Origin of the sequence: Aquirufa beregesia, assembly GCF_011090385.1 — a bacterium.
Taxonomy (GTDB): Bacteria; Bacteroidota; Bacteroidia; order Cytophagales; family Spirosomataceae; genus Aquirufa; species Aquirufa beregesia.
Window position 1 is genome coordinate 96,316 of record NZ_SEWW01000008.1, and the last position, 13,758, is coordinate 110,073.

Sequence of the window (13,758 nt, forward strand, 5' to 3'; positions counted from 1 at the left end):
AATCAATAGACCATCCTTAAGGTATAAAAAGGAATCCATGAAAATCATGGATTCCCCGAATTCATTTCTCTTAGATTTACTTTTTACTTTTCTTATTCAGAGCCGCATAGCGCAAAAGGCCTTCTAAATAATAGTAATCAGCATAAACCAAGGGCACATCAATTTCAGAGTTTAATGATTTTGCCCCTACACAATGCTTGATCAGAAAATTATTATTCTCTCCCAAAGCGGCCCGATAAGCTGGACTCGACAAAGCACTTAACATGGTCACAGCGTCTTGGCAATAACGTTTACCCTTAGCTCCTGAATAAGTACTCAACTCAAACAAGGCTGAAGCGGTAATAGCCCCTGCAGAAGCGTCTCGCTCTTCATGGGGAATATTGGGAGCATAAAAATCCCAATAAGGTATTTTATCTGCGGGTAAATTGGGGTGATTCAAATAGAAATCGGCGATTTTTTGAGCAAAATCCAAGTACTTTTTATTCTTGGTTTCACGGTACATGGTGGTAAAGCCATAAATAGCCCAAGCGTGGCCTCTAGTCCAGGTGGACTCGTCTTGATAACCTTGATGCTGTTTCTTGGCTAAGACCTTTCCTTCTTCATCATATAAAATAACGTGATAGCTAGAATAATCGGGGCGAAAATGGTGTTTGATGGTATTTTCAGCATGGGTGATGGCTATATCATGAAATCGCTGATCACCTGTTTCTCTGGAAGCCCAAAATAACAAGTCCAAGTTCATCATATTATCAATAATCACAGGGTATTTAAATCCACCTTTAAAGCTATTCCAAGATTTAATGAGTCCCACTTTTGGATCAAATCGGGTTGCTAAAGATTTAGCTGACTGAATTAAAACCTGTTTAGCTTGTGGATCTTTGGTTAAGCGCAATTGATTTCCGAAGGAATCAAACATCATAAATCCTAAATCATGCGTACCAGTATTGTACTGCTCTTTCTTGACGGCTGCAGTCCAAAGTCGGGCTGCTTTCTCCCACTGAGGATCTTTGGTTTTCTCGTATAAAAACCAGAGACTACCAGGAAAAAAACCGGAGCACCACCAACTAGAAGGCATATTTCGATAGGTTCCATCTGGCCGAGCTGAATGAACCGTGGTGCTGGTATCTGGGTGATCCGCCAGCATGCGTTGGTATTGTTGACCTGCCAAAGCAAACTGCTTGTTGACATCCATTTTCTGAGCAAAAAGCCCTGTACTGAGGAAGCACAAAATTAAATAAACATGTTTCATAGGTTTGTAATTTGTTTCAAAGATGTTAGCTATCAAATTTATGCCCCATCATTTATAACTTATAATTTATCATTTATCATTTACAATTTATCACCTACCCATCCATCCTCCATCGACAGTCAGGATTGTTCCATGCACATAATTAGATGCCTCTGAAGCCAAAAACACCAAAGGCCCTTTAAAATCATTAGGATTCCCCCATCTTCCAGCAGGGATCCGACTTAAAATAGAAGTACTCCGATCTGGATCATCCCGTAGTGCGGCGGTATTATCGGTTGCGATATATCCTGGAGCAATAGCATTGACATTGATTCCTTTAGATGCCCACTCGTTGGCCAAGGCCATGGTCAACCTGGCAATTCCTCCCTTACTAGCCGCATAACCTGGCACATTAATTCCTCCTTGAAAACTCAGTAAGGAAGCGGTAAAAATAATTTTACCAGAGCCTTGTTTCAACATGATGCGACCAATCTCCCGACTCAAAATAAACTGTGAAGTTAAATTCACTTCTAACACTTCATCCCAATATTCATCGGAGTGCTCTGCCGCAGGATCACGTAAAATCGTTCCTGCATTATTGACTAATATGTCAATTCTAGGAAAATCATAGCTGACATTTTTGATGAGCTGATACAAAGATTCTCGATTGGAAAAATCGGCTTGATAGGCTTTGAATTTTCGTCCCAGTGAAAGGATTTCTTTCTCGATTTCAGATCCTTGTAATTCCAAATTAGCTGATACACCAATAATATCGGCACCAGCTTCTGCCAAACCTATGGCCATAGCTTTACCTATACCTCGTTTACATCCAGTTACTAAAGCTACTTTTCCACTTAAATCAAACATCTTGGTTTCAATTTTACATTCAAAAGCTGAATCTTGGATAAAATTACTCAAAGTACTAAAATACGTCTTAAAAAGGATTTTAATCGCTTTTCATCAATCAATTGATATTTATTCAAAACTTGATTTAGCGCAAGTTTTTTAAAAATCAAAAGTTGCAATTTTAAATTTCAAATTGACAACAATATGACAAAAAAATCGAATCATGTAGTTCCTACGCTTTCAGGAGGTTGGTCAGTTAAAAAATTAGGCACTTCCAAGGCAATTAGAAATTTCGATAGCCAAGAAAAAGCCATCGAGTACGGGCAAAAGCTAAGTCAAAATCAAAAAACAGATTTTTACATCCATAAAAAGAATGGCATGGTAGAGAACAAATACTCCTTTAGTGCCAATAAATAATAATGGATTTTGAAAAGAATATTTTCATTAATTGTCCATTTGATGAAACATTTAAAAACGATTTGTTAAAGCCTATTATTTACATTGTTTTAAAGAACGGTTTCAATCCTAGACTTTCTCTTGAAGTATCCGATTCTGGACAATCTCGGCTTTTAAAAATAACTGAAATTATTAAGCACTGTAAATTTAGTATTCATGACCTATCAAAAGTAAAATCAACAAAAGCAAATGAATTTGCTAGAATGAATATGCCTTTTGAACTCGGCATTGATTATGGCCTAAGAAACTCTGAAGTGAAACCACTGGGTGAAAAACATTTTTTGATTCTAGAGGCAAAAAAGCATGATTATATGAAGGCTTTATCAGACATAAATGGTCTTGATACAAAAGCCCATAAAAATGAAACAAAAGAGCTTTTCAAATGCCTATATTCTTGGTTTAGTGAAACATTAAGAATAAATAAACAAGATCCACCCAAGAAAACATTTGATGACTTTATGCAATTCAATTCTTGGCTATTTGATGAAAAGTTAAATCGATTTCAAAATGAAATTATAGCTTTGGACTACATTCAAAACATCACGATCCCAGAATACATTCAGGAAATAAAAGATCAATTTTAATTCAGTTGAAAGAATCTTAATTTTCAAAAAAAACTATTTAAGAATCTTCTTCCTATATTGATTCGGGCTTTCTCCAATGGTCCTGGTAAAAATTTTAGTAAAATACGACAATGACTCAAATCCACAGGCAAAAGCAATATCGCCTATACTTTGATCCTGTACTAACATTTTCTTTGCTTGGGTGATGCGATATTGATTCACATAATGGCTAAAGGTGAGTTGCGTTTTTGATTTAAAATACCGACAAAAGGCTTCTTTCGACAAATGACATTTCTCGGCTATTTCATCCAATGGAATAGATTCCATATAGTGATTTTCAACCCATTCCTTCACGATTTTCCAACGCTGCTGATTCTTTTGTGAAGGATTTTCCCAGGTCGCCATTTCATTCAAATAAATGGGTTTCATTTCCTTAGCCAACACTTGAAAAATCGACAAAATCTCAATAAACTGTTCAAAATGCGAATACTCAGGTAAAGCTATCAAACGCTGACCCAATTCCACTTTCCTGTCTCCTTCAAAAACGATTCCCGTTTTTGCCCTTTCAAATAATTCCTTGATTGCATGCAATTCCGGTACTTCTGCCCAAGTCCTCCCCAAAAAATCTTCCTTCATCTGAACCACTATTTTACGGTAGGGTACTTTCAACCCATAATCAAAATTTAAATGAGGAATGTGCGGACCTATAAACACTAAATCACTTTGTTGGTATTGACTCACATGACTTCCTACCCTTCTAGGGCCTGCCTCCGCTTCGATATAAAGTAATTCATATTCTGGATGAGAATGCCATAAATAAAAATCTTGCAAATGGGGAGTCTGCAAAATCCGAAATGAACTTTCCTCCTGGATTTGTATCGCTTCAAACTGAACCTTCATTTTAACCAAATTGATAATTTAATCTCTATACTACACAATAAATATCAATATTGTTATAAAAGTGGTTAATTCTATCTTAAAAATAGAAATTGACTCTTGCTAATTTGCATCATTCAAATTTCAAACAAAACATGAATACAAGGAACACCCAACACACCACGATGGCAACCATGAATGCTCATTTAAACATACCTGGTAACCCATCTCTTGCGAAAAGTAGTATCAGTCAATTGAATGATGGAAACTCAGCAAAATCTCTGAGAGCATTAAGCGAAGAGGAATTTAAATTCTGGAAACGTGAAGGCTATATCGTGGTAAAAAATGCTATCTCCAAAGAACAAGCTGCTCAAACGGCACAAGCCATTTGGGAATTTGAAGAAAAAGACCCCAATGATGCAAGCTCTTGGTATACTCCACCTAGAGCAGATATGCAAATGAGGGAACTAATTGGTTCAGGAATGGTAGAAATGTACAATCATCCTTTGCTTTGGGCAAATCGACAAAGCCAACGAGTTTATGATGCTTTTGTGGATGTATGGGGAACAGATGATTTATGGGTGACCATAGATCGATGTAATCTCAATTTTCCAGTTCAACCAGATAAACCATTTAAAGGATTCATTCATTGGGATTATGATCCAGAAACAAAACCCGTGAATGTACAAGGAGTGTTGGCTTTAGTAGACCAAACAGACGAAAACATGGGAGGCTTTCAATGCATTCCCGAGTTGTACCGCACATATGATACTTGGAAATTAAGTCAACCCGAAGATCGTGATCGATTTAAGCCCGACACCACCAGATTCCAACTCACCAAAATTAAAATGGAAGCAGGAGATTTACTTATTTTTAATAGCCTGTTGGCTCATGGAATCAGACCTAATCTAACCCAAGATAAAGTACGTGTTGCTCAATATATTTCCATGATGCCGGCAGAACCCGATAACCAAGCTTTACTTGATTGGCGAATTAATTCATGGAAAAACAAAATTGCGCCAGAAGGTTATGCTTTTCCAGGAGACCCAAGAGGGAAGGAAAAGACACAGCCAGTAGCTGAGCTAAACGAGCTTGGAAAAAAACTGCTGGGCTTCGGATCTAACTACCTCAAATGAATAGCAGAATCTTTGATCTCAAACGAATGATTTTTCATCATTTCCCACATGGCCGCCCCTGCTAATAATACTGGGCCATACCCATGCGCTGCAAAAGGTGATATCGGTCGATTGAAATAAAAAGCAGGATCCCAAGCCAATCCTGTACCCACACAAGTTCCATCTACTTGTCCTTGTGCATTGACTTTAGAGGCTGTAGCTTGCCAACCTAAAATGGCGGCTGGCCCATAAGTTCGAGGATCCAACCAACCTTGGTTTACTCCTTTAGCTAAGACATAGGTATAAATAGCCGTCGCTGAAGTTTCCAAATAAGAATCATTCCGATCAATCAATTGATGCCAAAAACCAGTACCATCTTGATGCGCCATTAAGCCTTTCAAATGCTTTTTTAATTGACTTAATAAAGCTGGGCGGGCAGGATGATTCGCAGGCAAAAACTCCAATAATTCTGCATTGGTCAACAAGGCCCAACCGTTAGCTCTAGCCCAATGAAATTCGGGATGCTCCTCCGATCCTTCAAGATAACCATGCATAAACAAACCTAAACTAGGATTGAACATACGTTTTTGATAGGATTCAAACTGAAATACCGCTTCATTAAAACAATTCACATTCACCGAATCCTTACCTAACTGTAATAAGGCTGGAATAGCCATATATAAATCATCTAACCAAATGGTATTGGGCAATGGACGCATACGAGCCAAGGTCTTATCGGGTAATCGATGTTCTTCTTTTAAGATAAAGTTCAATGCCTTTTGGGTAATTAAAGAATCATCTCCATCGAATCCAGCACGTTTTGCTTTTAAAAAAGCCATGGACATCGCTCCAATATCATCCAATGCTTTTGGATTAATTAAACCACTCAACACATGAGATTTAGTGGGATTTTGCTGCGTATATTGATAGGCCTTGGGTAAAGTCTCAAGGATAAATTTCAATCGCTTAAATACAAACTCTTTGTATTTGGCATCACCACTAACCTTTTCTAAGGCCAACATACCATGGTATGTTACTCCAAACTCATAAGAAACAGGTCTAAAATCCCCTTTGGCAAAGACTAATTGATCAGAATAAATTTGGTATGGATTCCAACCTTCTCCAGAAGCTTTATGAATCAAATTGGCAGGTGTAGCCTTTTCCAAATACGTATAAACCTTATCCACCGTTGCTTTGATTTGTCCTTCATTAGGAACGACATAGGGTGTAGGATAATCGGGTTGAAGGGCATGCAAAGGGGCATTAGCATCAGAAGCTGCCGTAATATTTTTTTGTGCTAAACCAGGAATGATGTAGGAAACGAATGCTCCCAAAATCAAGATTACTTTTTTCATATTCAATAATTTACACATGGAATAAAGACCGATGGCCCACAAATCTACGCATTAACAAACAAAAAAAAGGAGTTTTCTTCCGCTGTGAACGTGTAGAAAACTCCTTTTATATGGATTTATTGTGAGCTTATTGCTTCACTTCTATTCCTGAAATCTGCACGACAATTTGTTGGGGTGCTGTTTGAGGATTAACTGCTACAAAATAGATATCGTGTGAACCACTTACGGCCTGAATATCTACTTTAACTGGAGCCGGACCACCCATTCTTCTCTGCCCACCACCTTGACCAGCTGGTGCCCCAGCTGCTGGAGCTGTAGTAGGAGTTCCCAAAGGTGCACCTTTCTGTTGTGAATTAGCTGCTGCTGGAGGAGGACCAAAACCAGTAGCCTGAGAAACAGCAATTGGTGTTGTTTTTCCAATTAAGGTTCCAGTTGGTGAATCCAAACGAATTTCAATGACCCCACCAGTAGCATTGGTACGTGCTTGTGCCGAAGCTGAAATTTCCATGGATTTAATTCCAGTCAAATCCAATTGCCTATACGCAATGTAAGGATTTTGTCCCACCATGTTGGTAGCACGTGCTGGAGTAATCAATTGTTGAATTCCAAAACGCAAATCAGCTTTCTCTGGATCTAAAGACGGATGACGTAATAGCAACCATTTCTCCGATTGTGCAGGAGAAATCTTATTATTTCCCTTGTCTAAATAAGTGGCCCGTACCACAAATACTCCTTTAGAACCTACATTCTCTTTCGGGATAACAGCATCAATTTCACCAGCCAATGGAATGTTATTGTTGGCTTTTTTATCCCCTAAACTCAAGATATAAGTAACCATGGATTTAGCATCCGCTTTGGAAATCTGTGGGTGAGCACTCATGGCATGTTCTCCCCAAACTCCCATTCCACCAGCAACCACTTTAGTTGCCAATTGATCCACCACATTTTGTCCCTTGTATTTAGCAGCCACTTCTTGGTAGCTAGGTCCAACTGAACGTACATTTAAAATATGACATGATTTACAATCACTTTGATTGATTAATTTCAAACCAGCAGAAGCAAATAAATCACTGTCTGCTTTACGGTGACTTTGAGACATCTCAATTGGATCATATCCTGAAGCAATGTAGTCTACCGTAGCAGCTACTGATTCTGGGGCAATCCCTTTTCCTAAAACTCCGTCTTCTTTATCTTCTACCTGAATTTGGTATGCCAATTTTTGACCTGGGAAATAGAATGATTTATTACCACTTGGAACTACAATGTCCACTTTAGGAGATTCATTACCTACCTGAACTTCCAAAGAAGCAGTATTACTCAAACCTTTAGGGTCTGTAGCTTTCAAACTAACTTGGTATTTTCCTGATTGACTTAATGCTAATTCTGGAGATTCACCTGTCAAGGTTTGTACCACTTTACCCTGTTTTTTAACAGTCCAAGTATAGGTCAATTTATCACCATCATAATCTTTCGTTCCTTCTGCAGACAATTTTGTTTTGAACGGTGCTGCACCACTTAATTTGCCAGCACTCACTTCCACAGATGGTTTTCTATTTCCTCCTTGGTATTCGATCTTCACTAATCTAGCATTATCATTCCCTTTGAACCAAGCAGAACCATATTCTAAGACATATAAATCTCCATCTGGACTAAACTTCATGTCAATAGCACTACCAAAACTTTGATTAGGCAAGAAACGCTCCATGGATTTATAGTTACCATTTTCGTCTAAAGTAACTGACATAATCCATCCGCGCATAAACTCCACGATCAACCATTTTCCTTCATAATACGAAGGGAATGCGCGTTTTGAGGTGATAGGAAAATCAGAACGATGATAAACAGGACCACCAGTTGCACTTCTACCAGAAGCTCCTACTAATGGGAACTCTTCCGAAGTACCGTATGGATACCAAATAAATGCTTTTTGAGCAGTAGGCAATTCCTTTAAACCATCGTTGTTAGGAGATTCATTCAAAGGTTTAACTGGATTAAAACGAGGTCCTGAAGTAGAATTCTCAAAATTATAATCGGCATAGGCTTTGTTGTCTCCAATAAAATAGGGCCATCCAAAAAATCCTGGACCCTTAGCTTGGTTAAATTCATCATACCCTCGGGGTCCTCTATCTGAATCAACAGATGCATCAGGGCCTACCTCTCCCCAATAGATATAACCTGTTTTAGAATCTATACTAACTCTCCAAGGGTTACGATGTCCCATCGTGTAGATTTCAGGACGTGTCTTGGGAGTTCCAACTGGAAATAAGTTTCCTTTGGGAATCGTATATGATCCATCTTTCTCTGGATGAATACGTAAAATTTTTCCTAATAAATTATTAGTATTAGCCGCTCCACGTTGATCATCCCAATAAGCTTGTCCGGCACGCTCATCAATAGGGGCATATCCATCTGAATTACTGTTACTGGTATTGTTACCTACGGTCAAGAATAAATTTCCAGATTTATCAAAAGCCATGCCCCCACCTGTATGACAACATTCCTCACGCTGAGTAGGCACTTCTAAAATAACTTTTTGCTGGTCTACTAATAATTCCTCGCCTTTCAACTCCATACGCACTAAAATGTGCTTACTTTCAGTTGGATGAGCATAATATACATACAACCAATGGTTCACTTTAAAATTAGGGTCCACTGCAATACCCATTAAGCCTTCTTCAGCTTCACGAACCATACCCACACGGTTCTTGTATTTTGTATTGACAACAATGTGCCCTATGACTTTCGTTTCTTTGGTGCTAGGATTGTATTGTTTTACATCCCCTTTTCTTTCTACAAATAAAATGCGACCATCTGGTAAAAAAACCATTTCCATAGGTTCATCTAATTTTTCCATTAATACAGACTTAACGAATCTATTTTCATCAGGAGCCTGTGCATTTCCTTGGAATGACCAAAGAGCAACGCAAGAGAGCATTAAAAGGCGCGTTAACCTGCCCATTGTAAAGTGTTTCATATATGTAAGGTTGTTCATTTTACAAAAATGATACAATAAGTCGAATGAAAAAAATGCATATATGCTTTTGCTACCAATACGCACTATTTGTCGACAAAGGCTGAAATAGCTATAAAAATCATCATAAATCCTGAAAAAAATCCCTAATTTTCAAAAAACCAGATTCACATGATGGGTAAAATATGTTTACTTTTCTTGCTTTCATTCAGCAGTTTGGCTCAAACAAATTCAGATGAAGCTTCCATCCGAGCCATTTTAGCTACACAGAATAAATTATGGAATCAAGGTGATATTTCAGGCTTTATGGCTTATTATCACCATTCGACAGATTTAAAATTTATCAGTAAAAATGGAATAACCCAAGGCTGGGATGCCACCTTAGCTCGATATCAAAAAAGCTATCCCAATCAGGAAGCCATGGGGCAATTGAGCTTTGATATTTTGGAAGTGGACGTGACGGCTTCTAAAACGGCTTGGGTTATTGGAAAATGGAATTTAGTTAGACCCAAATTAGGAGATGTTGGCGGGCATTTTACTTTACTCTTGAAAAAAATCAAGGGGAAATGGCTCATTTTCAGAGATCATACGAGCTAAGAATTTCAAAGGCATAAAACAATTCTGAGGCTATTTGGGCAGAACGCTCGTCGTATTGAAATGCCTCCTCCAGACTATCATCATACATTTTTGGATCCTCGTATCTTAAAGGAATCCTGACTGAAGCCCCTGAAATGTAAGGGCAATTTTCGTCGGCATGAGCACATGTCATCACCGCAGCAAATTGCTGATGTGGATTGATGGGATTATCGTAAATTTTAGAAAAAGCTATCATAGGTTGGGCATCTTCTGTATGAAAAATAACATATACAGGATTAGCATGTCCTCGTTTGATGACCTGAAAACCAAAGCGTTGCATAGAAGCCACAGCCCGCTCATTACAAGCCGTTTCCTCCACTCCTCCCGAATACGCTTGCAAAGGAATACCAAAAAAATCGGCGGCCGTTTGTGCCCAAATCTGAGAAAATTGACTCCTCCTAGAATTGTGTGTACAAATAAAATTTAATCGCAAAGGCTTTCCTTGTTGTAAACAATCCTTCATATAGGCCACCAATACAGCAATCTGTTCTTTTCTCTCTGCTGAAATTGGTCGTTCACGAATGGTTTGAATTTTTGCCTCTAAAGCTGGATACATGGTAAATTAAATTTTATTGTATCGCAATATTACGATAAATATAAGGGTTGAAAAACAGATGAATGAATATTTAAGGAACGATGACATGAAAATGACCAGGCAAGACATGAAACTCAAAACGATTTGAGACTATTAATTCACCATCTATTTGGGCTTTCAGCTTCCGCTCAGACAGTATGGTAACTTGCTTAGCTTGTTGAAAATGTAGAAATGAAATATGTTCATGTTTGCCTTGTTGGATCTTCGGCAAATACCATATTCGTTTAAAAATAGATAAAGGTTCACAAAGCAATATATCCAATTGGTTATCCCAGATAGATGCATTGGGGATAAAATGAAAGCCTCCTCCCGCTCTAGAAGAATTAAAAACCATGCATAAAAAAACACGGCGCTCTATCCATTCGCTGCCTAAACTCATGCGAATGGGAAATGACCGAAAGGTGAAAATCTGAGGTATGGCCGCCAAAAAATAGCCAATTAATCCACCAATGGCTCGTATGGCATTCATGGACTCCAAGACCTCTCCTTCCAAACCCATGCCCACTCCATTTAAAAACAATTGACCATTGCACATTCCCGCATCTACGGCCCGACTTTTTTCAGACAAGATGATGTTTAAATGAGCCTCCTTAGTGACATCTCCATACAATTTCCAATAAAAATCATTTCCTGTGCCCCCTTTGAAAAAGGCAATGGGAAGATGGCAGTTAGGATAAGCATTTGCAAAATAATTGTAGGTCCCATCCCCACCCAGCACCCAAATTTGATTAAAACCATCTAAATTTGGAGGCCAATCTTGAAAAAACATGACCACGCGTAGCGTACCTTGAGTCTTTAATTCGACTTGTTCCTCCACCCAATGCGCATACGTTCTAGTTCTTTTGGAACAAAAAGGATTAATCAAAAATGCGATATGACTTATCTCCACACCCAATCCTTACATTTGTATGTAATTTTTTAGATGCTCAATCGTATCCAAATGGTCTTGGATAGTAGCTGTAATCAAATCATTGACAGAGATAATTCCTGCAAAATGACCATTTTCTAAAACAGGTAAATAACGTATGTTTTTTTCTGATACGATAATCATACACATCTCGAGCGTTGTTTCTCGGTTGATATGGGGTAAATCCGTGGACATAATTTCCTTGACAGAGGCATCAATCGAACTTTTGCCTAGTAAAATCACCTTGCGAGCATAGTCCCTTTCGGTCATGATACCCAAATATTGGTTTCCTTCCATCACAACCACAGAACCAATGTTTTGATCTTGCATAATTTTTAATGCTTCAATCACATGCGTATCAGGTCCTACGGTAATCGTATCCCTTTTTCTTTGCGATAAAATGTCGTTGACTTTTTTCATAGCTTTAATTTTGTGTTGGAATAATTTAAATTAATACAAAAATATTACAAACAAAAAGCTTTGAACATAAAAAAAGAGGCAGAAGCCTCTTTTCCATCTAGGAACAAATCTAAACGGCTATAAAAATCGTATGATTTAAATCATACCCTCCTGATGCATTGGACTTTACACTAGCCAACTCATTAGACAAAGAGTCCTTAATAATGGAATCCGTGGTGTTTTTAGTCGAATTTTGCCCATGAGCTTTATATAAATCTGTAGTATACACAGCCGTATTGATTTCCTCTGGAAAAGCAATTTGCGTGGTTAATTTCAATACGTTATTTACATAAATTTGGGCATGTATGTGAGTCACACGACCTTGATACCAACCTGGATAAATGGTGGTGAATTTAGCGATACCATTGGCATCAGTGCTAGCAATTCCACGACAGAAGGTTTTCGCCGTATTGTCTTGAGTGCCTAAATAACCCGTATTTGTATAACCAGAATAATAACCATCTTTATCACAATGCCAAACATCCACGCGTGCATTGGGTAATAAAGCACAGTTAGCGCTCACGTTTTTAATGGCAATGACCATGTTCAATGGGATTCCCGTTTTACCTTCGGTGATATCCGCATGAGTAATCGTAGCATCCCGCTTATTGTATAATGGGTAAGGGCCATCCGTTTCAATATCACCTACTTTACAGGTGCTGGATGAACTACTAGAAGAAGAATTATTACTTGAACTTAAGGTACTGGATGGACTCAGCGTTTCTTCTGATTTACAAGCTACCATGGCAACAGGCCCCATCAATACGGAGGCACCTGCTTTTAATAAAAAATCTTTCCTTTTCAATGTATCATCAATTTAGGGTGGTGTAGAACTATGTTTAAATTAAAGGAATGATTCTTGAAATATGTTCAGCAATCGTTAAATACCGAAAACAAAAAGTCGAAATCAATAATTATGTCGATATCCATATCAGCTCAATTCCTTATCTTAGAAAAAAAATAGAACCATGTCACAAAAACCACTTGTTGCCATCATCACTGGTGCCTCTAAAGGAATAGGAAAAGCCCTCGCCTTATTATTAGCAGAACACAACTTCCAATTAGGTCTCATTGCTAGAAGTAAAGGCGAATTAAAGGATCTGGCGGAGAGTATTGCAGAAATTGGGCACCGCCCTTTGTATTTTGTGGGGGACGTCGCTGATGAAAGCTTTGTAAATTATGCCGTGGAAAAGACAGCACACACCTTCCAAGGGATTGATTTTCTCATCAATAATGCTGGTTCCGGTGTTTTTGGGCCAACAGAAAGCTATACCGTAGAAAATTGGGATCAAATATATAATACCAATGTCAAGGGGACATTTCTTTTCTCGAAAGCAGTATTAGCCAGTATGAAAGCTGCTAAAAAAGGACATATCATTTCCATTGCTTCCGATGTCGCTAAACGCGTTTTTGATGGTGGTTCCTTATATTGCTCATCTAAATATGCCCAACATGCCTTTACAGAAGCCCTTAGAAAAGAAGTGAGAAAGGATGGAATAAAAGTTTCTACGGTATATTCAGGATTGGTGGATACCATGTTTCATCCAGAACCTCAAGGAGACCAAAGTCATCAAGCCTGGTTGACATGTGAGAATATGGCTGATAGCATCTATTTTATCATGAATCAACCTCCACATGTAGTAATCGATGAGTTAATGGTTCACCCCTTATCCCAAGAATATTAAATTTTAATTCAATTATTTCCATAAAAAAGCAGGTTTTATACATGGTATTATTTATATTTATTTTTG

General features: G+C 38.2%; 14 protein-coding genes. 5 read left to right on the plus strand and 9 right to left on the minus strand.

Translation table 11 applies throughout. The annotated features are described in order from the left end of the window. Window positions 1-76: 76 nt before the first annotated feature. Both EWU23_RS11735 and kduD read right to left on the minus strand, forming a co-directional pair. Window positions 77-1,249 (minus strand): glycoside hydrolase family 88 protein, encoded by a 1,173-nt coding sequence (locus tag EWU23_RS11735; RefSeq protein WP_166232403.1) that lies wholly within the window; start codon window positions 1,247-1,249, stop codon window positions 77-79. Between the two features lie 90 nt (window positions 1,250-1,339). Next, the gene (gene kduD, locus EWU23_RS11740; RefSeq protein WP_166232405.1) at window positions 1,340-2,095 is read right to left on the minus strand and encodes a 2-dehydro-3-deoxy-D-gluconate 5-dehydrogenase KduD; all 756 of its coding nucleotides are present in this window, start codon (window positions 2,093-2,095) and stop codon (window positions 1,340-1,342) included. A gap of 183 nt (window positions 2,096-2,278) precedes the next feature. Here kduD and EWU23_RS11745 point away from each other — a divergent pair, with 183 nt between their 5' ends. Then, entirely contained in the window at window positions 2,279-2,491 is a 213-nt protein-coding gene (locus EWU23_RS11745; protein ID WP_166232407.1) for a DUF2188 domain-containing protein, read from the plus strand. A gap of 2 nt (window positions 2,492-2,493) precedes the next feature. Beyond that, on the plus strand, window positions 2,494-3,114 hold the full coding sequence (locus EWU23_RS11750; protein WP_166232409.1) for a hypothetical protein: 621 nt from the start codon (window positions 2,494-2,496) through the stop codon (window positions 3,112-3,114). A gap of 33 nt (window positions 3,115-3,147) precedes the next feature. Here EWU23_RS11750 and EWU23_RS11755 read toward each other — a convergent pair whose 3' ends face one another. Further along, window positions 3,148-3,993 carry a helix-turn-helix transcriptional regulator gene (locus EWU23_RS11755; RefSeq protein ID WP_166232411.1) on the minus strand — a complete coding sequence of 282 codons (846 nt, stop codon included), beginning with the start codon at window positions 3,991-3,993 and terminating at the stop codon, window positions 3,148-3,150. Window positions 3,994-4,124: 131 nt separating this feature from the next. Between EWU23_RS11755 and EWU23_RS11760 the strand changes: the two genes are divergently transcribed. Next, the gene (locus EWU23_RS11760) at window positions 4,125-5,105 is read left to right on the plus strand and encodes a phytanoyl-CoA dioxygenase family protein (RefSeq protein ID WP_235942212.1); all 981 of its coding nucleotides are present in this window, start codon (window positions 4,125-4,127) and stop codon (window positions 5,103-5,105) included. Here the strand turns inward: EWU23_RS11760 and EWU23_RS11765 are convergent. Both EWU23_RS11765 and EWU23_RS11770 read right to left on the minus strand, forming a co-directional pair. After that, entirely contained in the window at window positions 5,093-6,439 is a 1,347-nt protein-coding gene (locus EWU23_RS11765) for a glycoside hydrolase family 88/105 protein (RefSeq protein ID WP_166232413.1), read from the minus strand. The two genes, EWU23_RS11760 and EWU23_RS11765, sit on opposite strands and share 13 nt — an antisense overlap. Before the next feature lie 127 nt (window positions 6,440-6,566). After that, window positions 6,567-9,413, minus strand: a complete 2,847-nt coding sequence (locus EWU23_RS11770) for a PQQ-dependent sugar dehydrogenase (protein ID WP_166232415.1) — start codon at window positions 9,411-9,413, stop codon at window positions 6,567-6,569. A gap of 168 nt (window positions 9,414-9,581) precedes the next feature. On the opposite strand from EWU23_RS11770, the gene EWU23_RS11775 reads away from it, so the two are divergent. Further along, on the plus strand, window positions 9,582-10,007 hold the full coding sequence (locus tag EWU23_RS11775) for a YybH family protein (protein ID WP_166232417.1): 426 nt from the start codon (window positions 9,582-9,584) through the stop codon (window positions 10,005-10,007). Here the strand turns inward: EWU23_RS11775 and EWU23_RS11780 are convergent. From EWU23_RS11780 to EWU23_RS11795, 4 genes are all read right to left on the minus strand, one after another. Beyond that, the gene (locus EWU23_RS11780) at window positions 9,988-10,602 is read right to left on the minus strand and encodes a low molecular weight phosphatase family protein (RefSeq protein WP_166232419.1); all 615 of its coding nucleotides are present in this window, start codon (window positions 10,600-10,602) and stop codon (window positions 9,988-9,990) included. The genes EWU23_RS11775 and EWU23_RS11780 overlap by 20 nt on opposite strands. A gap of 70 nt (window positions 10,603-10,672) precedes the next feature. Continuing rightward, on the minus strand, window positions 10,673-11,530 hold the full coding sequence (locus tag EWU23_RS11785; protein ID WP_166232421.1) for a diacylglycerol/lipid kinase family protein: 858 nt from the start codon (window positions 11,528-11,530) through the stop codon (window positions 10,673-10,675). A 9-nt stretch (window positions 11,531-11,539) separates the two neighbouring features. Further along, window positions 11,540-11,968, minus strand: a complete 429-nt coding sequence (locus EWU23_RS11790; protein ID WP_166232423.1) for a CBS domain-containing protein — start codon at window positions 11,966-11,968, stop codon at window positions 11,540-11,542. Window positions 11,969-12,077: 109 nt separating this feature from the next. Continuing rightward, on the minus strand, window positions 12,078-12,812 hold the full coding sequence (locus EWU23_RS11795) for a dioxygenase family protein (RefSeq protein WP_166232425.1): 735 nt from the start codon (window positions 12,810-12,812) through the stop codon (window positions 12,078-12,080). A 163-nt stretch (window positions 12,813-12,975) separates the two neighbouring features. On the opposite strand from EWU23_RS11795, the gene EWU23_RS11800 reads away from it, so the two are divergent. Next, window positions 12,976-13,692, plus strand: coding sequence for an SDR family oxidoreductase (locus EWU23_RS11800; RefSeq protein ID WP_166232427.1), 717 nt, complete (start codon window positions 12,976-12,978; stop codon window positions 13,690-13,692). Window positions 13,693-13,758: the final 66 nt, after the last annotated feature.